Raw genomic sequence first — 23,458 nt, 5'->3', positions numbered from 1 at the left:
CCCTCAACCGTCGTCGCGGCGCCTCCAGCGGAACGTGCGCACGCCGAGCACCAGGCCTCCGACGAGCCACACGAGCAGCACCGCGGCGACCATGCCCAGCTGCCAGGAGCCGCCTACCTCGAGCTGCTCGGCCGCGTCGGGGAGGAACACCGACCGCATCCCCTGCGCCATCCACTTGAGCGGGAACAGGGCCGCGACCTGCTGCATCCAGGCGGGCAGCTGGTCGAACTGGAAGAAGACGCCGGAGATGAACTGCAGGACCAGCACGACGGGCGTCACGACCGCGCTCGCGGCGCGTCCGGAGCGGGGGATGCTCGAGTAGGCGACGCCGCACACCGAACCGGTGGCCGTGCCGAGCACGAACACCCACGCGAAGGTCGCCCAGCGTGCCGCGTCGGCGGGCAGCGGGACGTCGAAGACGACACGGGCGACCGCGAGCAGCAGCGTCGTCTGCAGCAGCGAGCTGAGCAGCACCTGCCCGACCTTGCCGACGAAGTACGACGCGGGCGGCAGAGGCGTCGCCCGCAGGCGCTTGAGCGCCCCTTCGTCGCGTTCCACGGCGATGGAGATCGCGAGGTTCTGGAAGCTGGACAGCATGACGCCGGTGGCGACCATGCCGGGCAGGAAGTACTGCGCGAACGGGATCCGCACGTCGCCGACGTCGACGCTGGCACCGTCCTGCCCGAACACCGTCGCGAAGATCGCCAGCATGATCACGGGGTAGGCGAAGATGAACACGACCGCGTCGCGCTCGCGGAAGTACGTCCGCAGCTCGAACCGGGTGCGTTCCCAGCCGAGCCGCAGGGTGCCGGGCAGTGGCGTCGTGACCTGCGTCGCGGTGGCCATCAGGACCGCTCCTCGTCGTCGGGCGTGGCGTCCACGAGCGCGAGGTACACGTCCTCGAGCGTCGGCCGGCGCACCTCCAGGCCGGGGACCTCGCCGAGGCGGGCGCCGAGCTGCGCGACGAACGCCGTCGGCGTGTCGGTCCGTTCCTCGCGCACGCCGCCGCCCTCCGACCACCGGACGACCGCCTGCCGCGCACCGCGACCGCCCAGCTCCTGCGGTGCCCCCTGGGCCACGACCGTGCCCCGGTCGACGACCACGACGCGGTCGGCCAGGTGCTCCGCCTCCTCGAGGTAGTGCGTCGTGAGCAGCACCGTGGTGCCGTCGTCGCGCAGGCTGCCGATCAGGTCCCAGAAGGCGCGCCGCGCCTGCGGGTCGAAGCCCGTCGTGGGCTCGTCGAGGAAGATGAGCTCGGGCGAGCCGACGATGCCGAGCGCGACGTCCAGGCGGCGGCGCTGACCACCGGAGAGCTGGCGGGCCCGGACACCGACCTTCTCGCGCAGCCCCACCGCGTCGACCACCTCGTCGGGGTCGCGCGCGTGCGGGTAGAAGCGCGCGAAGTGCCGCACGAGCTCGCCGACCGACGCCTCGGCCAGGTCGTTGTTCGTCTGCAGCACCACGCCGATGCGCGAGCGCCACGACCGGTCGCCGCGCTGCGGGTCGACGCCGAGCACGCGGACGTCACCGTCGTCGCGGTGCCGGAACCCCGTGCAGATCTCGACGGTGGTGGTCTTCCCGGCGCCGTTGGGACCCAGCACGGCGACGATCTCGCCGAGGTCGACGTGCAGGTCGAGCCCGTCGACCGCCTGCTTGTCGCCGTACCGCTTGCGCAGCCCGATCACCTCGAGGACGGCGCCCGGCACGGCTCTACTCCGCCTCGGCGAGCAGCTTCTGGATGCGCCCGACGCCCTCGACGAGGTCGTCGTCGGACAGCGCGTACGACAGACGCAGGTACCCGCTGGGCCCGAACGCCTCCCCGGGCACGACCGCGACCTCGGCCTCGTCGAGGATCACGGCGGCCAGGTCCGCCGACGAGCCGATCGTGACACCGCGGACCGTGCGACCGATCAACCCCTCCACCGAGGGGTACGCGTAGAACGCGCCCTGCGGGGCGGGGATCTGCACACCGTCGATCGCCGCCAGCATCTCGACCATGGTGCGCCGGCGACGGTCGAACGCGGTGCGCATCTGCTCGACGGCGGCGAGGTCGCCGGAGAGGGCCGCGATCGCCGCACGCTGCGAGACGTTCGCGACGTTGGACGTCAGGTGGCTCTGCAGGTTGGTCGCCGCCTTGATGACGTCGGCCGGCCCGATCATCCAGCCCACGCGCCAGCCCGTCATGGCGTAGGTCTTCGCGACGCCGTTCAGGACGATGGTCGTGTCGGCGAGCTCGGGCACGACGCGGACGATCGGCGTGAACACCGCGTGGTCGTAGGTCAGGTGCTCGTAGATCTCGTCGGTGATGACCCAGATGCCGTGCTCGAGCGCCCAGCGTCCGATCTCCGCGGTCTGCTCGGGGGAGTAGACGGCCCCCGTGGGGTTGGACGGCGAGCAGAAGAGCAGCGCCTTCGTCTGCGGGGTCCGGGCCGCCTCCAGCTGCTCGACCGTCACGAGGTACCCCTGCTCGACGCCGGCGAACACCTCCACCGGCCGCGCGCCCGTGAGCGAGATCGCCTCGGGGTAGGTGGTCCAGTACGGCGCCGGCAGCAGCACCTCGTCGCCCGGGTCCAGGATCGCCGCGAACGCCTGGTAGACGGCCTGCTTGCCGCCGTTCGTCACCAGGACCGAACCGGGCGAGACCTCGTAGCCCGAGTCGCGCAGCGTCTTGGCGGCCACGGCCTCGCGGAGCGCGGGGAGCCCGGCGGCGGGGGTGTACCGGTGGTTGACCGGGTCCTTCGCGGCGGCGACGGCGGCGTCGACGATGTAGCCCGGCGTCGGGAAGTCGGGCTCGCCGGCACCGAACCCGATGACCGGGCGGCCAGCGGCCTTGAGGGCCTTGGCCTTGGCGTCGACGGCCAGCGTCGCGGACTCGGCGATCGCGGCCAGACGGGCGGACACGCGCGGACGGGAGGTGGACTCGCTCACGGGCACCATAGTGGCAGACGTCACGTCCGGTCGACGTCCGAATTTCGGTCGGTGGACGGGGGGCGGACTGCTCCGGGAGACGCGGTTCGACCCATGGCCTCGCGTCGCGTACAGTGATCCGTCGGCGGTTGACGAACGCCATGATGGTCTGCGCCCTGCGAGGGGCCGTCGGACCGGTCGTGGCGGCGTGGACCTCGAAGGGTAGTGGCGCAATTGGTAGCGCAGCGGTCTCCAAAACCGCAGGTTGCAGGTTCGAGTCCTGTCTACCCTGCGCACGCGGTCCGTCCCGGGAACTTCGCAGTTCCCGGGCGGACGCGAGCAGGACCGCCGGACGGTCCGGCGCGAAGCGTCGGCCTGACCGCAGCGTCGACCCCCGCACGGGGGATCGACCACGACGAGACGTAGGGGCCAGACGTGAGCGAAACCGCAGCTTCCGCAGCGCCGGGTGCCGACGCGCCGCGGACGCCGTCGTCGAACTCGTCGAAGGGCGCGAGCAAGACCGCCAAGCGCGGCCTGTTCGCCCGCATCGCGCTGTTCTTCCGCCAGGTCGTCTCCGAGCTCAAGAAGGTCGTCCGCCCGACGCGCTCGGAGCTGATCACCTACACGTCGGTCGTCCTCGTGTTCGTCGCGGTCGTCATGGCCTTCGTGACCGTGGTCGACCTCGCCATCGGCAAGCTGACCTTCTGGGTCTTCGGCGGCTGACCGCCGTCACGGGCAGACATCGTCCGTCGTCACACGCGGGGCATCGCCCCGCACCACACGCTGAGAAAGCAGGTTCGTACGTGTCGCAGGAGTCGCAGGAGCCCACGCCGGCTGCCGCCGAGCTCGAGGACGCCCTGGCGTCGGTCGAGGCCGTCGAGGCGCCCGAGGGTGACGTCGCGCCCGAGCACGAGGACGACGAGGCCGAGCAGGCTGAGGCCGAGCAGGCCGACGAGGCTGAGCTGGCGGACGAGGCTGAGCTGGCGGACGAGGACGAGCAGGCCGACGAGCCCGACGTCGACGAGGACCCCGTCGCGGCGTTCAAGGCGCAGCTCAAGAGCCAGTTCGGCGACTGGTACGTCATCCACTCGTACGCGGGCTACGAGAACCGCGTGAAGGCGAACCTCGAGAACCGCACGCAGAGCCTCAACATGGAGGACTTCATCTACCAGGTGGAGGTCCCCATGGAGGAGGTCGTGGAGATCAAGAACGCGCAGCGCAAGGTCGTGCGTCGCGTCCGGATCCCCGGCTACGTCCTGGTGCGCATGGACCTGACCGACGAGTCGTGGGGCGCCGTCCGTCACACGCCCGGCGTGACCGGCTTCGTCGGCCACACGCACCAGCCCGTCCCGCTCACGCTCGACGAGGTCTTCTCGATGCTGGCCCCGACGCTCGAGGTCAAGGCGCCCGCCGCCGCGGCCGGTGGCGCCAAGGCGGCCCCCAAGATCCAGGTCGACTTCACGGTCGGCGAGTCGGTCACCGTCACGGACGGCCCGTTCGACACGCTCCCCGCGACGATCTCCGAGATCAACGCCGAGAACCAGAAGCTCAAGGTCCTCGTCTCCATCTTCGGCCGGGAGACCCCGGTCGAGCTCGCCTTCAGCCAGGTCGCCAAGATCTGACTGTCACGCCCCGGTCCCGGGGCGTCCTGCAACCGGGTCATCGCCCACGGCGTCGGTCCACGAAGAAGAAACGGAAGGCATCATGCCCCCGAAGAAGAAGGTCACCGGCCTGATCAAGCTCCAGATCAAGGCCGGCGCCGCCACCCCCGCGCCGCCGATCGGTCCGGCGCTGGGTCAGCACGGCGTCAACATCATGGAGTTCTGCAAGGCGTACAACGCGGCGACCGAGGCCCAGCGCGGCAACGTCATCCCCGTGGAGATCACGGTGTACGAGGACCGCTCGTTCACCTTCATCACCAAGACGCCGCCGGCCGCCGAGCTCATCAAGAAGGCCGCTGGTGTGGCCAAGGGCTCGCCGACCCCTCACACGGTCAAGGTCGCGACGCTGACCTCCGCCCAGGTGCGCGAGATCGCCTCGACCAAGCTCGAGGACCTCAACGCGAACGACCTGGACGCGGCCGAGAAGATCATCGCCGGGACCGCGCGTTCCATGGGCATCAAGGTCGAGGGCTGACCAGAGCGCAGTGATCGGTGGGGGCGACGCCTCCGCCGATCACGGAGCGGCGGTCAGCCCGAGAAGAAGGAACAGTGGGCAAGGCGACGTCCGAGACGGGCCGAACCGACTGAGAACGAAGCACGAACCGACTGAGCAAGAAGTTCCAGTGGCAGGGCCAGTGCGGCCCGTGAAGACCACGACTGCTGACAAGGAGAACAAGCAGATGGCTAAGCACAGCAAGGCGTACCGCAACGCCGCCGAGAAGATCGAGGCGGGCAAGCTCTACAACCCGCTCGAGGCCGTTCGTCTGGCCCAGGCCACGTCGACGACCAAGTACGACGCGACCGTCGAGGTGGTCTTCCGCCTCGGTGTCGACCCGCGCAAGGCGGACCAGATGGTCCGTGGCACCGTCAACCTGCCCCACGGCACGGGCAAGACCGCCCGCGTCATCGTCTTCGCGACGGGTGAGCGTGCCGAGCAGGCCCGCGCGGCCGGCGCCGACGAGGTCGGTGGCGACGAGCTCATCGACAAGGTGGCCAAGGGCTACACGGACTTCGACTCCGCCGTCGCGACGCCCGACCTCATGGGCAAGGTCGGTCGACTGGGCAAGGTGCTGGGCCCGCGTGGTCTGATGCCGAACCCGAAGACCGGCACGGTGACGATGGACGTCGCGAAGGCTGTCGCCGACATCAAGGGCGGCAAGATCGAGTTCCGTGTGGACCGTCACGCGAACCTGCACTTCATCATCGGCAAGACGTCGTTCTCCGACGTCCAGCTGGTGGAGAACTACGCTGCCGCTCTCGACGAGGTCCTGCGTCTGAAGCCGTCGGCCTCGAAGGGTCGCTACATCGCCAAGGCGACGATCTCGACCACGAACGGCCCCGGCATCCTGTTCGACCAGAACAAGACCCGGAACCTGACGTCGGAGGACGACGCGGCCTGATCCAGGTCACGCTCGGCTGAACGTACGACGAAGGCCCGATCCCCCCTGCGGATCGGGCCTTCGTCGTACCCTGCCTGCCTGCCTGCCTGCCTGCGTCGGTCCGACGTGGGCCGCGGTCTGGTCCCCCCTGCGGATCAGCCCCCGGGCGCCACGAGCGAGAGCGGGCGTCCCCACAGCCCGGCGAGCCAGGCGAGCTCCTCCTCGTCGGGCTCCTGCAGGACCGCGAGCTGAGCGGTCCACTCGACGGCGGTCGTCAGCGTGCGGGCGGCCGCCATCGCGCGGGACGGCAGCGCGTCACCGCCGTGGGCCCGGTAGCGCGCGACGAAGGTCGCGGCAGGGTCGATGCCCCACACCGGGTCGAGCGCCGGATCGAGCGCGCACGCGAGCCAGTCGACGACAGTCGCGACGTCCCAGCGCGGGTCGCCGAGGACGCCCGCCCGCGCCGATCCGGTCGGTGTCAGCCGCGCTTCCACCTCGGCGGCCGAACGGGTGACGTCGACGGCGTCGCCGGTCGGGTCACCGTGGGTCAGCTGGACCGCGGACCAGGCCCGGCGGGTGTCGTCGAGCGCCCGCCGGATCGCCGGGTGAGCGCGGACCGCCCACACGGGCCCCGCCTCACGGGGGAGCTCGTCGAGCCACGCCGGCAGGCCGTCGGCCAGCACCCAGGGCAGCTCGCCGACAGGCGTCAGCATGGTGACGCTGCTGCGGTGCAGGCCGACGAGCGCCTGTGCCCAGCACCCGAGCAGGTCCACCAGGTCCGACCGCAAGCGCGCCGTGGCACCGCGCTCGTGCATGGCGTCGGTGAGGTCCTCGAGCTCGCGGACGAGGGGCCGTGCAGCGTGCACCGCTGCGCCGTCGCCCGGCAGGAGCCGCAGGCTCCGCCGCAGCGGGACGGGCACCAGGTCGGTGTCGTCGACTGACGTGGTCGGGATCGTCATCGTCCTCTCCTGTCGGTGGGCGGGCGCCGGCCCGCGGTGACGGGCCGGCTGGTGCGGTCCGTCACCGCGCTCGTCGCGTCGCCGCGGCGATGAAGCCCGCCCAGAAGATCTCCCGGGCCCGGATCGCCGCGATCACGCGGGCCTGCGTGCGCGGCGAGGCGGACGCGAGCGACGCTGTGAATGCGGTGCCGGCGGACTCGGTGAACGGCTCGGTGAAGGGTTCCGTGAACGGTTCGGTGAAGGGCTCGGTGAAGGGTTCGGTGAAGGGTTCGGTGAAGGGGTTGGTGCCGAGGGCCTCGGTGAACGGTTCCGTGAAGGGTTCCGTGAACGGTTCGGTGAAGGGCTCGGTGAAGGGTTCGGTGAACGGGTTGGTCCCGAGGGCCTCGGTGAACGGTTCGGTGAACGGTTCGGTGAAGGGCTCGGTGAAGGGTTCGGTGAACGGGTTGGTCCCGAGGGCCTCGGTGAACGGTTCGGTGAACGGCTCCGTGAACGGCTCGGTGAAGGGCTCCGTGAAAGGTTCGGTGAACGGTTCCGTCGACGCGCCGTCGTGCGTGCGAGCGCTCCCCGTCGGCCGACCCGGTGCCGCACCGTCGGACGACGCCGCACCCGCGGCAGGGGACGACGTCCAGGTCGGGCGGAACGTCGGCCGGGCTGCAGCCGACCGGCTCCGCGCACCGGCGGGCGGCCGCGCGCCCCAGGTCGAGACACCCCGGTAGACGGACGAGATCGGGGGCAGCGACGCCGCCCACGGGCTGATCGCCTGCACCTTCCGGGCGCGCGCGGCACGCGCCTGGGCGGCCAGCAGCGCCCGGGCCGTGCGGACGTCGAGGACATCGATCCCCAGAGTGTCGAGCACGACCGCGATCGGGCTGGCCACCGAGAAGCTGCCGTCGTCCTCCCCGGCCCACAGCAACGCCACGACGCGCCCCTCCTCGTCGACCACCACGGACCCGGAGTCGCCCCCCGCCGAGAAAGCCTGGCCGCCGGCCTCGGGCTCGACGCGGACCTGATCGCGCAGGGTGTGCCAGCCGATCCCCGGGCCGAAGTCCACCGACGTCGTGTAGTCCACGGACGTGACGACGCCCGTGCGCAGGCCCGTCGTGCGCCCGCTCTTGCGGACGGTCGTACCGGTGACGGCGGGCGCGGCACCCGTCACGGCACCGATGCCCACGATCCCAGGCAGCCACGGCGCTCCGGGAGCGATGGCCACGAGCGCGGCGTCGATCCGGTCGGTGAGCGTGCCGCGCACCAGCGCGCCGACGCGGTCGGAGCGCGGGTCGCCGTCGTCGGCGAGGGCCGGCTGGATCCAGGTGCTGCCGAGGTCCTCGAGCCCGTCGCCCGCCGCCACGTGCCAGTTGGTCAGCGCCATGAGGCGCCCCGTGTGACGCTCGACGACGAGTGCGCCGAGCGTCCCGTTGACGGTCCGGCGCTGCGCGATCCCGTCGACGGGGATCGTCACGGCGTCGGCGGGACCGAAGCTGAGGCCGCCGGCCAGCGGCCGCGTGCGCCGGCGCGTCGTCGGTCCTTCGTCGTCGACCTGCGGCGGGTCGGACTCCTGGACGGACAGGGGGCGCACGACCCGGGCAACGACGTCCGTCGGGATGCCGTCGAACGACGGCGGGACGAGCTCGTCCGCCCCCAGGTCACCGTGGTCGCGCTTCGCGACCACGTGCACCACGATCGCCTGCTGACCGGTCGGACGGCCGTCGGACCACTTCTCGGCGATGTCGACACCGACCACACCGGGCCTGGCCAGCAGGGCATCCTCCACGCGGCGCTTCGTCGGTCGGATCTGGTCGGCGGCGTCCGCCGGCGTGGCGCTCTCGTGCTCGCTCATCTCGCGGTCTCTCCTGGCGTCGGGCTCGAACGGGGCGTGCTGCACGCGGTCTCCCGGGGGTGCGGCACCAGGTCAGGAGCGCGCACGACCGGCCCAGATACACCGCGGCGCAAGAAAGAGGGCAGAGATCGTGGACTGCATGTATCTGGTGGCCGGGTGCGTGCTCCTTCCCGGCGTTCCTGGTCGAGGAGCGTCTGTCCATGCCGCCTGCCCGCGCTGCCGCCCGGGCACCGGCACCCGGGCTGCGCGCCGTTCCTTGTCCGGGTCATCCGGGTCGCCCTAGTCTGAGCAGGGCGGCCGCCCGACGAGGCCCGCTGTGAGGGGTTCCATGATGAGTGACGACCTGGTGGAGCCGGTGGACACCGCGCTCCGCGACCAGGGGGATGGGTTGGCCGACCAGGCCGCCCGAGCGGTGCTGGCCTACCGAGCCGGAGACCGCGGCCAGCTCGCTGCGCTCGTGCAGGTCATGACCCCGCTGCTCTGGCACACGGTGCGGGCGCAGGGTGCCGACCCGGAGCAGGCCCAAGACATCGTGCAGAACGTGTGGCTCACGCTGGTGCGGGACATCGAGCAGATCCGCGACCCCCGCGCCACGTTGCAGTGGATGCTCGTCACCGCCAAGCGCGCCGCCTGGCGCTCGGTCCGGCGCAGCCGCGACGAGCACGTGCGGCAGGCGGCCGACGAGAACGCGACCGAGTGGCTGACCGCGCCCGTCGAGGACCTGCCTGACTCGGTCGCGGTCCGCAGCGAGCGCGACCAGGCGCTGTGGAACCACGTGCGGGCGCTTCCGGACCGGTGCCGCAAGCTGCTCGGGCTCGTGGCCCTCGTCGAACGCCCTGACTACACGGTCGTCTCCCAGGCGCTGGGGATGCCGGTCGGAAGCATCGGCCCCACGCGTGGCCGGTGCCTCGGCAAGCTGCGCGCCGCCCTCGACGCCGACCCCACCTGGAGCCTGTCATGAGCAACGACGACGCCACGGTCGCCCTCCTGGCGGCAGGAGTGCTGGACGAGCTGGACCGCGAGGTCTTCGAGAGCCTGGCCCGGATGGTCGAGGACACGGATCCCGTGCCGGCGGGCCTGGTCGACCGGATCGGCATGGCCCTGACGATCGAGGCGCTGCACGCGGACGTCGCCGAGCTCCGCCTGGACGGCGAGCTCGCGCTCGCGGTGCGCACCGACGAGACGAGCATCGAGGCCGGCACGATCACGTTCACGACCGACGTCCTGACCGTCATGATCTCGGTGCACGCCGAAGCCGGCCGGGTGCGTGTCGACGGCTGGGCCGCCCCGGCCGAGGCCATCGACGTCGAGCTGCACCAGGGCGCGGAGGTCATCTCCACGATCTCCGACGACGACGGGCGGTTCTCGTTCGTCGACATCGAGCGCGGACCTGCCAGGCTGGTGCTGCGTCGTCTGTCCGAGCCCACCGTCCCCGTGGTGACGCCTCAGATCGAGCTGTAAAGGAACCCATGCCCGCGAAGCACGGACCGGCGGCCGCCGGGCCGTCGTCCCTCGACGCCGTCGTCGGGGCGGTTCGTCGTGCCGAGAGGGACAACGCGGAAGGGCGTCCGGAGAGTGCGCGTCGTCGCCTGGGTGTCGCGCTCGAGCAGCTCGACGGCATCGACCCCGCGGATCGTGCCGAGGCGGTGGTGCGCGTCCGCGCGCGGGCCCTGACCGAGCTGGCCAAGAGCGAGACGGAGACGGGCAGCCGGACGCGCGTGGCGGAGGAGCGGCTCGACGCGATGCTGGCTGCGGGGGCGGCTGACGTCTGGCCCGGTCTGCGGCCGGCGGTCGACGGTATGCGCGGGCTGGCCGCGGTGCGAGCGGGGCGGCACGACGAGGCGTTGCGGCTGCTCACGGCGACGGTCGACGCCTCCGCGGTGGCCGATGCCGTCGACGTCTGCCGAGCCCTGCTCAACCGCGGCGTGCTGCAGCTCGAACGCCGGGAGATCACGCTCGCGCGCGCCGACCTCACGGAGTGCGCGCGTCGGGCGGGCGAGGGGGGCTTCGAGCTGTTGCGGTTCAAGGCCGAGCACAACCTCGGGTACGTGCACTTCTACGCCGGTCAGCTGCCTGAGGCGCTCGCGAGCATGGAGGAGGCGGCGCGCTCGCTGCCCGGACCGCCCCGACCCACGGCGCTGCGGGACCGCAGCGACGTCCTGCTCGAGGCGGGTCTGGTCAGCGTCGCCGACGCGACGCTCGCCGAGGCCGCCGCGATGTTCGCGCGACGTCGTCTGACCCGCGACGTCGCGGAGTGCGAGCTGGGGCGCGCGGAGTGCGCGCTGCTGCGCGGCGACCTTCCCGCGGCGCGGGCTTTCGCGGCGTCCGCGCGGCGGCGGTTCCGCCGGCGCGGCGACGAGGCGTGGGCCGTGCGCGCCGCCCTGCTGGGGCTGCAGGCCGACGCCGCCGACTTCGCCGCAGGTCCGGCAGGTACGCGGGCGGCCTGGACGGCCCTGGCGCGTCGCGCGACCGAGCTCGAGCACCTGTGCGCACAGACCGGGCGGCGGGTGTGGCAGGACGCCGCCGCCTACGTCCGCATCGAGGCGGACATCGCGCGTGGTGCCATGCCCGATCCCGGCGGCCTGCTCGAGGACCTGGGCCCGGTGCGTACCGACGACCCGCTGCCCGTGCGCCTGCACGGCCGGCGCATCCGGGCGATGCTCGCGCTCGCGGCCGGCGAGCGGATCAGCGCCGGCGAGCACGTCCGGGCCGGTCAGCAGGACCTCGAGATGCACCGCGCCCGGTTCGGCTCGCTGGACCTGCGTACGGCGGGTGCGGTGCACGGGTCGGCGCTCGCCGACCTCGACATGCAGATCGCGCTGAGCACCGAGCGGGCGGGTGCGGTGCTGGAGGCGACCGAGCGGGTGCGGGCGGTGATCGGAGGGTCGCCGCGCGTGCGGCCGCCGTCCGACCCGGAGACCGCGACGCTGCTGTGGCAGCTGCGCCGGCTCGTCGACGAAGGTCGCGCCGCGCCGTCGCTGCCCGCGAGCGACCCGGTCCGCGTGCAGCACCTGCGTGAGGAGCGTCGCCTCAAGCACGAGATCCTGGCCCGGTCGTGGCACGAGCAGGGCAGCGCGCGGGCCGAGCGTGCTCCGCGGGCGCCCGCCGTGGTCGAGGCCGTCGGCGAGCGGGGCGACGTCGTGCTGCTCGACGTCGTCGAGCACCGGGGTGAGCTGGTCGCGGTCCTCGTCGACGGCCGGGTGGCGACGCTGCACGAGCTCGGTCCCGCGGCCCACGTGGCGGAGCAGGTGCGACGCGTGCACGCCGACCTCGAGGTCGTCGCGAACCCGCTGGTCCCGGCCGAGCTGCGCGCGGTCGCCGACAGGTCGTTGGACGCGTGCCTGGCGCGCCTGGAGGAGAGTCTGTCGCCGGTCCTGCCCTCGTCGGGCGAGCTGGTGGTGGTCGCGGGGGGCTGGTTGGGGGTCCTGCCCTGGTCGCTGCTGCCGTCGCGGATCGGCTCGTCGACGGTGGTCGCACCGTCGGTCCACCACTGGATGCGGTACGCCGGCTCGGCCGCCCTGCCGCCGGTGCGCATCCGCGCGGCGGCCGGTCCCGGCCTGCGTCACGCCGAGGCCGAGGTCCGCGAGGTCGCCGACCTGTGGCCCGGGGGAGAGGCGGTGGTCGGCGAGGACGCGACCGTCGCGCGCATGATCGAGCTGCTCGCGTCTCCCGGGATCGTCCATCTCGCCGCGCACGGTCGGCACGAGCCCGACAACCCGCTGTTCTCGTCGGTGCGACTGGCCGACGGCCCGCTGTTCGCGCACGAGCTCGACACGGGCGGGTCCGTGCCGGACCTCGTGCTGTTGTCGTCCTGCGAGGTGGGCCGCGCCAGCATCCGCGCGGGGGGAGAGGCGCTCGGGATGGCGAGCGTGCTGCTGCGCCAGGGCGTCGGGTGCGTGGTCGCGGCGTTGGCGCCGCTGCCCGACGAGACCGCGCGGCGGGTCATGACGCGCACGCACCAGCTGCTGCGCGACGACGTCCCCGTCGCTCGGGCGCTCGCCCAGGCGACCAGCGAGGACCGCGACGCGACGGGCGCCCTCGTCCCGCTCGTCTGCTTCGGCGCCCCGGTCTGACCCGCCGGCCGGGACGCCGACGGTCACGTCCGAGCCGGAGGTTCCGGCTGCACTCGTGGACCCTGGGGTGCCGGGGGTACACCGGGGGTACAGCACCGCCCCGCTGACCTGCGGCGTCAGCGAGGCGGTGGCTCGATGGCGGGCCGACGACGATGGATCATCCGTGGTGGTGGCCGCCACCCAGCCAGCTGACGGAGTGCTCCGAGTGCGGCACCGCGTGGGCGCCTGCGTTCGTGGCGGCCAGGCCGGGCACCGTGACGGTGGCGACCACGAGTGCGCCGGCGGCCATGACGGCGAGCTGGCGTCCGGCGCCCACGGCGACCGGTGTCGCCGCTCCGCCGGTCGCGCGGTTCCCGCGACCCGCGCCGACGCGACCTGCGCGCAGGCGTGCGGCCAGGAGCATCGCGGCCGCGAGCTGGAGGACGACGACGGCGAGGTCGGCCGTGCCGATCGTCGTCCGGGTGGCGGGCTGGACGACCACCCATCCGGCGGCGCCCACCAGCAGGACGGCGAGCGCGGACCGGGGCAGCGGTGCGGGACCGCGCAGCGCGAGCACCGCCCAGAGCGTCTCGGCTGCGCCCCAGGTGATCAGGATCGCGGCGAGCACCACGTGGTCGCCCAGGTGCTCGGCGCCCAGTGCGAACAGGACCAGGCCGGCGCCGAGCGCGGCGTCCGCGGCCCACGTCCGGGCGGCGAGGGCGCCGGTGCGCTCGGCACCGGCACCCTCGGCCGCCACGAGACCGGCTACGCCCGCAGGGGCCGGCGGGGTCGTGCGGGCGGTGTGGTCCGCCGCGCGCGGGCCCGCGCCGGTCCGCAGGGGGTGGGCGATGGTCATCGGGACGTCACGCCGTCCGTGCGCCGGCCGTGGTGCTCGCGACCTTGTCCGCGCCCAGGCCGACTCCCAGCAGGAGCACGGCGCTCGCGAGGTGCAGTACGTTGTCCGCGCCGTTCAGCGCGATGATGTTGGCGCTCGACCCCACCAAGAACAGGCCGACGACGCCCACCAGCAGGTAGACGGCCCCGACGGTCGTGTTGACACCCTTCGCCGCCGGCACCGACCGGGTGGCGGCGAAGAGCAGGGCGGCACCGATCAGCAGGTGGATGATGTTGTGCAGCGGGTTGACGTCGAAGATGATCAGCGCCTTGCCGGTCGTCGCCGCGAACGCGACACCCGACGTGACGAAGAAGCCGGCGAGGCCGACCAGCAGGTAGACGGTGCCGAAGACGGCTCCGAGCAGGCGATTCGGTGACTGGCTCATGGGATGTGGCCTTCCGTGCGGTGGATCCCGGCGACGGCCGGGGTCGGTCGCACGTGGTTCGACGCCGAGCCGCGTGCGGATGGGTCCGGCCCGGCGCGTGGCGGGCGATTTGGTCGTCGCGCGGATGTCACGTACGCTGGACGAGCCCAAGACCGCCGGTCGTCGGCCCGATTCGTCGGACCGCCCGAAGTCCCGCAGCACGCGGAGGCCAGCGCAGGTGAGAGTTCACGTCCCGGAGCGATCCGGATGCGAGCCCCGCGCCTGCGCGGGGCTCTTTCGTTTGTGGGGACCAGGACCGGTGGCACCACCACTGGAAGGATTGCCATGGCGAGGCCGGACAAGGCAGCCGCAGTCGCAGAGCTCACGGACAAGTTCCGCGAGTCGAACGCGGCCGTGCTGACCGAGTACCGCGGGCTCACCGTCGCGCAGCTCAAGCAGCTGCGCGTCGCGCTCAGCGGCAACGCAACCTACGCCGTGGTGAAGAACACGCTGACCGCGATCGCGGCCAAGGACGCTGGTCTGACCGGCCTCGACGACGCGCTCGCGGGCCCGTCGGCGATCGCCTTCGTCAACGGCGACCCGGTCGAGGCCGCCAAGGGTCTGCGTGACTTCGCCAAGGCGAACCCGGCACTGGTCATCAAGGGCGGTGTCCTCGACGGACGCGCCCTGACCGCTGCTGAGGTCACCAAGCTCGCGGACCTCGAGTCCCGCGAGGTTCTCCTGGCCAAGGCGGCCGGTGCGATGAAGGCCAAGCTCTACCAGGCTGCCTACGTCTTCACCGCGAACACCGCTCAGGCCGCCCGTGTCATCGATGCCCTGCGCCAGAAGCAGGAATCGGAAGCCGCAGCTGCCTGATCCCGGCTCCTGCCGAGGTCGCGCACCGCGCACACCCACACCCTGCGCAGGCGCGGGACGACCCCGCTGCCTGGCACCGAAGAAAGGACGCCTCTCATGGCGAAGCTCAGCACCGACGAGCTCATCGAGCAGTTCAAGGGCCTCACCCTCATCGAGCTCTCCGAGTTCGTCAAGGCGTTCGAGGACGTCTTCGAGGTCACCGCGGCCGCCCCGGTCGCCGTTGCCGCCCCCGCCGCTGGTGGCGGCGCCGCCGACGCCCCGGCCGAGGAGGAGAAGGACTCGTTCGACGTCGTCCTCGAGGCCGCCGGCGACAAGAAGATCCAGGTCATCAAGGAGGTGCGCGCTCTCACGTCCCTCGGCCTGAAGGAGGCCAAGGACCTCGTGGACGCCGCTCCCAAGGCCGTCCTGGAGGGCGCGAACAAGGAGACGGCCGAGAAGGCCAAGGAGCAGCTCGAGGGCGCCGGCGCGACCGTCACCCTCAAGTGATCTGAGCTCCGGAGCTCTCGCGTGATCTGAGCACCGGAGCGCACCGAAGGCCCGCACCCCTGGGGTGCGGGCCTTCGTCGTCCCCCCGGCGACCGGCCGGCAGCGGCGCCCTGGGCTTGGCGCGCGCCGTGACTTGTGCCACCATGGCGCCCGACGACGACGAGGTCGTCCACCGGGCGGTGACGTCCGGCGCGGCCCGGCCCGTCGGCGGGGGTGGACTTTCCCCCACGGGCTGAGTATGCTAGCGCTTTGCGCTGGCCTGTGCCCGCGATCCCGTATAACCCCAGCCCTCACGCGCCGTACGTGCGCGACGCGGAGTGCTGCGAGGCCGGGGGGTCGCGACTCGCCAGGTTCTGGCGCAGCGTGCAATCGATCCGCAGGGAAGGACCCCTCTTGGCTGCCTCGCGCACCCCTTCTGCTCCGTCCGCCGACGCCATCGCGAACCGCACCGCATCGCGCCGCATCTCCTTCGCCAAGATCCACGAGCCCCTCGAGGTCCCGGACCTGCTCGGTCTGCAGACCGAGAGCTTCGACTGGCTCCTGGGCAACGAGCGCTGGCAGGCCCGTGTGGCCGCCGCTCTCGAGGCGGGACGTCAGGACGTCCCGGAGACCGCCGGCCTCGAGGAGATCTTCGAGGAGATCTCCCCGATCGAGGACTTCGGCGGCACCATGTCCCTCTCCTTCCGCGAGCACCGCTTCGAGCCGCCCAAGTACACGGCCGAAGAGTGCAAGGAGAAGGACTTCACGTACGCCGCGCCGCTCTTCGTGACCGCGGAGTTCGTCAACTACACCACCGGTGAGATCAAGAGCCAGACCGTCTTCATGGGCGACTTCCCGCTCATGAGCGAGCGCGGCACGTTCATCATCAACGGCACCGAGCGCGTGGTCGTCTCGCAGCTCGTCCGCTCGCCGGGCGTCTACTTCGAGCGCACCGCCGACAAGACGTCCGACAAGGACATCCTGACGGCCAAGATCATCCCGAGCCGCGGCGCCTGGCTCGAGTTCGAGATCGACAAGCGCGACAACGTCGGCGTCCGCGTCGACCGCAAGCGCAAGCAGAACGCGACCGTCCTGCTCAAGGCCCTCGGCATGAGCGAGGCGGAGATCCGCGAGGAGTTCGCGCAGTTCCCGGCCGTCATCGACACGCTGGAGAAGGACCACGTCCAGACCCAGGACGAGTCGCTGCTCGACCTGTATCGCAAGATCCGCCCGGGCGAGCCGCCCACGGTCGAGGCCGGTCGCGCGCTGCTCGAGAACTTCTACTTCAACCCGAAGCGCTACGACCTGGCGAAGGTCGGCCGCTACAAGCTGAACAAGAAGCTCGGCATCGACGTGCCGCTCGCCGACTCGGTGCTGTCGCTGGCCGACGTCGTCGCCGCGATCAAGTACCTCGCCGCCCTGCACACCGAGGTCGGCACCCTGCCCGGCCAGCGTGCCGGCGAGGCCGTGGACGTGCGCGTCGAGACCGACGACATCGACCACTTCGGCAACCGTCGCATCCGCGCGGTCGGCGAGCTCATCCAGAACCAGGTCCGCACGGGCCTGTCCCGGATGGAGCGCGTCGTGCGCGAGCGCATGACGACGCAGGACGTCGAGGCCATCACGCCGCAGACGCTGATCAACATCCGCCCCGTCGTCGCCTCCATCAAGGAGTTCTTCGGGACGAGCCAGCTGTCGCAGTTCATGGACCAGAACAACCCGCTCGCGGGCCTGACGCACAAGCGGCGTCTGTCGGCACTCGGCCCGGGTGGTCTGTCCCGCGACCGCGCCGGCATGGAGGTCCGTGACGTCCACCCGTCGCACTACGGCCGCATGTGCCCCATCGAGACCCCTGAGGGCCCGAACATCGGCCTCATCGGCTCGCTGGCCACCTACGGGCGCATCAACCCGTTCGGCTTCGTCGAGACCCCCTACCGCAAGGTCATCAAGGGCAAGGTCAGCGACGAGGTCCACTACCTGACGGCCGACGACGAGGACCGCTTCGTCATCGCCCAGGCGAACGCCGCGCTCAAGGCCGACGGCCACTTCGCGGAGGACCGCGTCCTGGTCCGCGTCAAGGGCGGCGAGATCGAGTACGTCGCTGGCGAGAACGTCGACTACATGGACGTCTCCCCGCGCCAGATGGTGTCGGTCGCCACCGCGCTGATCCCGTTCCTCGAGCACGATGACGCCAACCGCGCCCTCATGGGTGCCAACATGCAGCGCCAGGCCGTGCCGTTGGTCCGCTCCGAGGCGCCGCTCGTCGGCACCGGCATGGAGCGTCGCGCGGCCGTCGACGCCGGTGACGTCATCGTCGCGAGCAAGCCCGGTGTGGTCACCGAGGTCTCGGCCGACCTGATCACGATCGCCAACGACGACGCCACGACGTCGACGCACCGCGTCGCGAAGTTCCGTCGCTCCAACCAGGGCACGAGCTACAACCAGCGCGTCCTGGTCGAGGCCGGCGCCCGCGTCGAGCCCGGCTCGGTGCTCGCGGACGGTCCCGCCACGGACGAGGGCGAGCTCGCGCTCGGCCGCAACCTGCTGGTCGCGTTCATGTCGTGGGAGGGCCACAACTACGAGGACGCCATCATCCTGAGCCAGCGTCTCGTGGCCGACGACGTGCTCTCCTCGATCCACATCGAGGAGCACGAGGTCGACGCGCGCGACACCAAGCTCGGCCCCGAGGAGATCACGCGGGACATCCCGAACGTCTCCGAGGAGGTCCTGGCGGACCTCGACGAGCGCGGCATCATCCGCATCGGTGCCGAGGTCGCGGCCGGCGACATCCTCGTCGGGAAGGTCACGCCCAAGGGCGAGACCGAGCTCACCCCGGAGGAGCGCCTGCTGCGCGCCATCTTCGGCGAGAAGGCCCGCGAGGTCCGCGACACGTCGCTCAAGGTGCCCCACGGCGAGTCCGGCACGGTCATCGAGGTGCGCACGTTCAGCCGCGACGACGGCGACGAGCTGCCCGCCGGCGTCAACGAGCTGGTGCGCGTCTACATCGCCCAGCGCCGCAAGATCACCGCGGGTGACAAGCTCGCCGGCCGCCACGGGAACAAGGGCGTCATCTCGACGATCCTGCCCGAGGAGGACATGCCGTTCCTCGCGGACGGCACGCCGGTCGACATCATCCTGAACCCGATGGGTGTGCCCGGGCGCATGAACGTCGGCCAGGTGCTGGAGGTCCACCTCGGGTGGATCGCCGCGCAGGGCTGGGACATCTCCCTGGCCACGGAGGGCGACCTGTCCTGGAAGGACAACGTCCCCGCGATCGCCGCGAGCAGCGAGCCGCGCAACCCGGTGGCGACGCCGGTGTTCGACGGTCTGCAGGAGAACGCCCTGTCGGGGCTGCTCTCCAGCACGCTGCCCAACCGTGACGGTGTGCGCACCGTCGGCGGCGACGGCAAGGCGTTCCTCTTCGACGGCCGCTCCGGCGAGCCGTTCCCCGAGGCCGTCTCGGTCGGCTACATGTACATCCTCAAGCTGCACCACCTGGTCGACGACAAGATCCACGCCCGCTCGACCGGCCCGTACTCGATGATCACGCAGCAGCCGCTGGGTGGTAAGGCGCAGTTCGGTGGCCAGCGGTTCGGCGAGATGGAGGTCTGGGCCCTCGAGGCGTACGGCGCGGCCTACACGCTCCAGGAGCTCCTGACGATCAAGTCGGACGACGTGCCCGGCCGCGTGAAGGTCTACGAGGCGATCGTGAAGGGGGAGAACATCCCCGACTCGGGCATCCCGGAGTCCTTCAAGGTCCTCCTCAAGGAGATGCAGTCGCTGTGCCTGAACGTCGAGGTGCTGTCCTCGGATGGCGTGTCGATCGACATGAAGGACAACGACGACGAGGTCTACCGCGCAGCGGAGGAGCTCGGCATCGACCTGTCGCGCCGGCCCAACGCCAGCAGCATCGAAGAGATCTGACGCCGAGCCCCGCCGCCCTTCCGTGAGGGCGGGCGGCGGGCGCCCGCACCCCTTGCACCATTTCCGTCCGCCGGACAACCCGGCAAGCGAAGGAAGTAGGACCCCCCTTGCTCGACGTCAACGTCTTCGACGAGCTGCGTATCGGCCTGGCCTCTGCCGACGACATCCGTGCCTGGTCGCACGGTGAGGTGAAGAAGCCCGAGACCATCAACTACCGGACCCTGAAGCCGGAGAAGGATGGCCTGTTCTGCGAGAAGATCTTCGGCCCCACCCGGGACTGGGAGTGCAACTGCGGCAAGTACAAGCGCGTGCGCTTCAAGGGCATCATCTGCGAGCGCTGCGGCGTCGAGGTGACCCGTTCGAAGGTACGTCGTGAGCGCATGGGCCACATCGAGCTGGCCGCGCCCGTCACGCACATCTGGTTCTTCAAGGGTGTGCCCTCGCGTCTGGGCTACCTGCTGGACCTGGCCCCGAAGGACCTCGAGAAGGTCATCTACTTCGCGGCGTACATGATCACCTGGGTCGACGTCGACGGTCGGCACGAGGACCTCCCCAACCTCCAGAACGAGATCGACCTGGAGCGCAAGGAGATCTCGGACCGCCGCGACAACGACGTGAACACCCGTGCCGCCAAGCTCGAGGCCGACCTGGCCGCGCTCGAGGCCGAGGGTGCCAAGGCCGACGCACGTCGCAAGGTGCGCGACTCGGCCGAGCGCGAGATGGCGCAGATCCGCAAGCGTGCGGACCTCGAGATCGACCGCCTCGACACGGTGTGGGACCGCTTCAAGAACCTCAAGGTCGCGGACCTCGAGGGCGACGAGCTGCTCTACCGCCAGCTGCAGGACCGCTACGGCAACTACTTCGAGGGCTCGATGGGCGCCGCGGCGATCCAGAAGCGCCTGGAGGCCTTCGACCTCGAGGCCGAGTCGGAGTCGCTGCGCGACATCATCAAGAACGGCAAGGGCCAGCGCAAGACGCGTGCCCTGAAGCGTCTGAAGGTCGTCAACGCGTTCCTCACGACCAGCAACTCGCCCACGGGCATGGTGCTGGACGCCGTCCCGGTCATCCCGCCGGACCTGCGTCCGATGGTCCAGCTCGACGGTGGCCGCTTCGCCACCTCCGACCTGAACGACCTGTACCGCCGCGTGATCAACCGCAACAACCGGCTCAAGCGACTGCTCGACCTGGGTGCGCCGGAGATCATCGTCAACAACGAGAAGCGGATGCTCCAGGAGGCCGTCGACTCGCTGTTCGACAACGGCCGCCGTGGCCGTCCGGTGACGGGTCCGGGCAACCGCCCGCTCAAGTCGATCTCCGACATGCTCAAGGGCAAGCAGGGGCGTTTCCGCCAGAACCTGCTCGGCAAGCGCGTCGACTACTCGGGCCGTTCGGTCATCGTCGTCGGCCCGCAGCTCAAGCTGCACCAGTGCGGTCTGCCCAAGCAGATGGCCCTCGAGCTGTTCAAGCCGTTCGTGATGAAGCGCCTGGTCGACCTGAACCACGCGCAGAACATCAAGTCGGCCAAGCGCATGGTCGAGCGCGCCCGCCCGGTCGTGTGGGACGTGCTCGAGGAGGTCATCACCGAGCACCCGGTGCTGCTGAACCGTGCACCCACCCTGCACCGCCTCGGCATCCAGGCGTTCGAGCCCCAGCTGGTCGAGGGCAAGGCCATCCACCTGCACCCGCTCGTCTGCGCGGCGTTCAACGCCGACTTCGACGGTGACCAGATGGCCGTGCACCTGCCCCTGAGCGCCGAGGCGCAGGCCGAGGCCCGCATCCTCATGCTCTCGAGCAACAACATCCTCAAGCCGTCGGACGGTCGTCCGGTGACCATGCCCTCGCAGGACATGATCATCGGTCTGTTCCACCTGACGTCGGACAAGGACGACGCCCTCGGTGCGGGCCGGGCGTTCAGCTCGGTGTCCGAGGCCGTCATGGCGTTCGACCAGGGCAGCCTGGACCTGAACGCGGTCGTCAAGATCAAGTTCGACGACCTGGTGCTGGCCGAGGAGGACGCACCCGAGGGCTGGACCGAGGGCGACTCGCTGGCCTTCGAGACGACGCTGGGCCGCGCGCTGTTCAACGAGCTGCTGCCCGTCGACTACCCGTACGAGAACGGCGTCGTCGACAAGAAGCGCCTCTCGGTGATCGTGAACGACCTGGCCGAGCGCTACCCGAAGGTCGCCGTCGCGGCGTCCCTCGACGCGCTCAAGGAGGCCGGCTTCCGCTGGGCCACCCGCTCGGGCGTCACGATCGCCATCTCCGACGTCGCGACGCCGTCCGCCAAGGCCGGCATCCTCGAGGAGCACGAGGGCAAGGCCGCCAAGGTGCAGGGCCAGTACGACAAGGGCCTGATCACCGACGACGAGCGTCGCCAGGAGCTCATCGAGATCTGGACGCAGGCCACCGACAAGGTCGCCAAGGCGATGCAGGAGAACTTCCCTGCGCGCAACACGGTGTACCGGATGGTCGGCTCGGGTGCGCGTGGTAACTGGATGCAGGTCCGTCAGATCGCCGGTATGCGTGGTCTGGTGGCCAACCCGAAGGGCGAGATCATCCCTCGTCCCATCAAGTCCAACTACCGCGAGGGCCTGTCCGTCCTCGAGTACTTCATCGCCACGCACGGTGCCCGCAAGGGTCTGGCGGACACGGCTCTGCGGACCGCCGACTCGGGCTACCTCACGCGTCGTCTGGTGGACGTCTCGCAGGACGTCATCGTCCGCGAGGAGGACTGCGGCACGGAGCGCGGCCTGCCCATGCCGATCGGCACGCCGGACGGCGCCGGCCTGCGCCGCCACGACAAGGTGGAGACGAGCGTCTACTCGCGCACGCTGGCCACCGACGTCGAGGTGGACGGCGAGATCGTCGGCCACGCCGGTGACGACGTGGGCGACGTGCTGCTCGACCGCCTCATCGAGGCGGGCGTCGAGTCGCTCAAGGTCCGCTCGGTCCTGACGTGCGAGTCGCGCGTCGGCACGTGCGCCAAGTGCTACGGCCGTTCTCTGGCCACCGGCAAGCTGGTGGACATCGGCGAGGCCGTCGGCATCATCGCCGCCCAGTCCATCGGTGAGCCCGGCACGCAGCTGACCATGCGTACCTTCCACACCGGTGGTGTGGCGTCCGCCGACGACATCACGCAGGGTCTGCCGCGTGTCCAGGAGCTCTTCGAGGCCCGCACCCCCAAGGGTGAGGCGCCCATCGCGGAGTACTCGGGCGTCGTGACGATCGAGGAGGGTGACCGCTCGCGGCGGATCGTCCTCACGCCGGACGACTCCGAGATCGAGCCTGTCGCCTACCCGATCACCAAGCGCTCGCGCCTGCTGGTCGGCGACGGTGACCGGGTGACGGTCGGTACGTCGCTCGTCCAGGGAGCGGTGGACCCGAAGAAGGTCCTGCGCATCCTCGGCCCGCGCAAGACGCAGGAGCACCTGGTCGAGCAGGTCCAGGAGGTCTACCGCTCGCAGGGCGTGGACATCCACGACAAGCACATCGAGGTCATCGTGCGGCAGATGCTGCGTCGCGTGACCGTGCTGGACTCGGGCACGACGGACCTGCTGCCGGGCGAGCTGGCCGAGCGTGGGCGCTTCGAGGACGCGAATCGCAAGGCCGTGTCCGAGGGTGGCCAGCCGGCCTCGGGTCGTCCGGAGCTCATGGGCATCACGAAGGCGTCGCTCGCGACCGACTCGTGGCTGTCTGCGGCCTCCTTCCAGGAGACGACGCGCGTCCTCACCGAGGCCGCGATGTCGGGTCGGTCCGACCCGCTGCTGGGCCTCAAGGAGAACGTCATCCTCGGCAAGCTCATCCCCGCCGGCACGGGCCTGCCCCGCTACCGCAACATCGCGGTGGAGCCCACCGAGGAGGCGAAGGCCGAGCTGTACCCGACCTTCGGCTACGACGAGATCGACTTCCCCGCCCTGGGCCTCGGCTCGGGCGAGGCGATCCCGCTCGAGGACATCGACTTCGGCGACTTCCGCTGATCCGATCCACCGGGACTCGCGTCCCAGCCCGAGGGGGCTCGCCGTTCGCGGCGGGCCCCCTCGGGTCTTTGGTCCCTGGTGCGCGGCGTCACGAAGGCGTAGCGTCGATGACGTGGTGTGACCCGCGCACGCGAGGCGAGGGGCCGCTGGTCAGCCACTTTG

The 23,458-nt window shown here is 71.1% G+C and carries 18 protein-coding genes and 1 tRNA gene; 12 read left to right on the top strand and 7 right to left on the bottom strand.

The window, feature by feature from the left end; translation table 11 throughout:
* Positions 1-3: 3 nt before the first annotated feature.
* From IC607_RS00280 to IC607_RS00270, 3 genes are read right to left on the bottom strand one after another with little or no spacing between them, the layout of a single operon-like run.
* A complete protein-coding gene (locus IC607_RS00280) occupies positions 4-846 on the bottom strand; it encodes an ABC transporter permease (RefSeq protein ID WP_191785011.1) in 843 nt (280 codons plus the stop codon).
* Complete coding sequence (locus IC607_RS00275) at positions 846-1,706, bottom strand: ABC transporter ATP-binding protein (protein WP_191785010.1); 861 nt, start codon at positions 1,704-1,706, stop codon at positions 846-848. Before IC607_RS00275 ends, IC607_RS00280 begins: the two co-directional genes overlap by 1 nt.
* Before the next feature lie 4 nt (positions 1,707-1,710).
* Positions 1,711-2,928 (bottom strand): pyridoxal phosphate-dependent aminotransferase, encoded by a 1,218-nt coding sequence (locus IC607_RS00270; RefSeq protein ID WP_191785009.1) that lies wholly within the window; start codon positions 2,926-2,928, stop codon positions 1,711-1,713.
* A 198-nt stretch (positions 2,929-3,126) separates the two neighbouring features.
* Between IC607_RS00270 and IC607_RS00265 the strand changes: the two genes are divergently transcribed.
* The 5 genes from IC607_RS00265 (at position 3,127) to rplA (ending at position 5,968) form a co-directional block, all read left to right on the top strand.
* Positions 3,127-3,199: transfer RNA gene (locus IC607_RS00265), tRNA-Trp, on the top strand.
* A gap of 143 nt (positions 3,200-3,342) precedes the next feature.
* Positions 3,343-3,630 (top strand): preprotein translocase subunit SecE, encoded by a 288-nt coding sequence (secE, locus tag IC607_RS00260; protein WP_191785008.1) that lies wholly within the window; start codon positions 3,343-3,345, stop codon positions 3,628-3,630.
* Positions 3,631-3,710: 80 nt separating this feature from the next.
* Complete coding sequence (gene nusG, locus IC607_RS00255) at positions 3,711-4,529, top strand: transcription termination/antitermination protein NusG (RefSeq protein WP_191785007.1); 819 nt, start codon at positions 3,711-3,713, stop codon at positions 4,527-4,529.
* A gap of 82 nt (positions 4,530-4,611) precedes the next feature.
* Positions 4,612-5,043 carry a 50S ribosomal protein L11 gene (gene rplK, locus IC607_RS00250; protein WP_191785006.1) on the top strand — a complete coding sequence of 144 codons (432 nt, stop codon included), beginning with the start codon at positions 4,612-4,614 and terminating at the stop codon, positions 5,041-5,043.
* 205 nt (positions 5,044-5,248) lie between these two features.
* Entirely contained in the window at positions 5,249-5,968 is a 720-nt protein-coding gene (gene rplA / locus IC607_RS00245; protein ID WP_191785835.1) for a 50S ribosomal protein L1, read from the top strand.
* A 134-nt stretch (positions 5,969-6,102) separates the two neighbouring features.
* On the opposite strand, the gene IC607_RS00240 is transcribed toward rplA, so the two are convergent.
* Both IC607_RS00240 and IC607_RS00235 read right to left on the bottom strand, forming a co-directional pair.
* Positions 6,103-6,906, bottom strand: coding sequence for a hypothetical protein (locus IC607_RS00240; RefSeq protein ID WP_191785005.1), 804 nt, complete (start codon positions 6,904-6,906; stop codon positions 6,103-6,105).
* A gap of 61 nt (positions 6,907-6,967) precedes the next feature.
* A complete protein-coding gene (locus IC607_RS00235) occupies positions 6,968-8,743 on the bottom strand; it encodes a peptidase S32 (RefSeq protein WP_191785004.1) in 1,776 nt (591 codons plus the stop codon).
* Between the two features lie 331 nt (positions 8,744-9,074).
* Here IC607_RS00235 and IC607_RS00230 point away from each other — a divergent pair, with 331 nt between their 5' ends.
* From IC607_RS00230 to IC607_RS00220, 3 genes are read left to right on the top strand one after another with little or no spacing between them, the layout of a single operon-like run.
* Positions 9,075-9,704, top strand: a complete 630-nt coding sequence (locus tag IC607_RS00230) for an RNA polymerase sigma factor (protein WP_225224273.1) — start codon at positions 9,075-9,077, stop codon at positions 9,702-9,704.
* Positions 9,701-10,204: a carboxypeptidase regulatory-like domain-containing protein gene (locus IC607_RS00225; RefSeq protein WP_191785002.1), complete on the top strand. Its 504-nt coding sequence runs from the start codon at positions 9,701-9,703 to the stop codon at positions 10,202-10,204. Before IC607_RS00230 ends, IC607_RS00225 begins: the two co-directional genes overlap by 4 nt.
* A gap of 8 nt (positions 10,205-10,212) precedes the next feature.
* Positions 10,213-12,816, top strand: coding sequence for a CHAT domain-containing protein (locus IC607_RS00220; RefSeq protein ID WP_191785001.1), 2,604 nt, complete (start codon positions 10,213-10,215; stop codon positions 12,814-12,816).
* Between the two features lie 157 nt (positions 12,817-12,973).
* Here IC607_RS00220 and IC607_RS00215 read toward each other — a convergent pair whose 3' ends face one another.
* Both IC607_RS00215 and IC607_RS00210 read right to left on the bottom strand, forming a co-directional pair.
* The gene (locus IC607_RS00215) at positions 12,974-13,651 is read right to left on the bottom strand and encodes a hypothetical protein (protein WP_191785000.1); all 678 of its coding nucleotides are present in this window, start codon (positions 13,649-13,651) and stop codon (positions 12,974-12,976) included.
* Between the two features lie 7 nt (positions 13,652-13,658).
* Positions 13,659-14,075, bottom strand: coding sequence for a DUF4383 domain-containing protein (locus IC607_RS00210; RefSeq protein WP_191784999.1), 417 nt, complete (start codon positions 14,073-14,075; stop codon positions 13,659-13,661).
* 324 nt (positions 14,076-14,399) lie between these two features.
* On the opposite strand from IC607_RS00210, the gene rplJ reads away from it, so the two are divergent.
* The 4 genes from rplJ to IC607_RS00190 all read left to right on the top strand — a co-directional run bounded on the left by rplJ (position 14,400) and on the right by IC607_RS00190 (position 23,296).
* A complete protein-coding gene (gene rplJ / locus IC607_RS00205) occupies positions 14,400-14,930 on the top strand; it encodes a 50S ribosomal protein L10 (protein WP_191784998.1) in 531 nt (176 codons plus the stop codon).
* A gap of 96 nt (positions 14,931-15,026) precedes the next feature.
* Positions 15,027-15,416 (top strand): 50S ribosomal protein L7/L12, encoded by a 390-nt coding sequence (gene rplL / locus IC607_RS00200; protein WP_191784997.1) that lies wholly within the window; start codon positions 15,027-15,029, stop codon positions 15,414-15,416.
* 393 nt (positions 15,417-15,809) lie between these two features.
* Positions 15,810-19,319, top strand: a complete 3,510-nt coding sequence (rpoB, locus tag IC607_RS00195; RefSeq protein WP_191784996.1) for a DNA-directed RNA polymerase subunit beta — start codon at positions 15,810-15,812, stop codon at positions 19,317-19,319.
* Positions 19,320-19,426: 107 nt separating this feature from the next.
* Complete coding sequence (locus IC607_RS00190) at positions 19,427-23,296, top strand: DNA-directed RNA polymerase subunit beta' (RefSeq protein WP_191784995.1); 3,870 nt, start codon at positions 19,427-19,429, stop codon at positions 23,294-23,296.
* Positions 23,297-23,458: the final 162 nt, after the last annotated feature.

This window comes from Cellulomonas sp. JH27-2, from assembly GCF_014837175.1.
Classification (GTDB): Bacteria; Actinomycetota; Actinomycetes; order Actinomycetales; family Cellulomonadaceae; genus Cellulomonas.
Note: the sequence above shows the minus strand (reverse complement) of the source record. Positions and strands in the feature narration are given on the sequence as shown.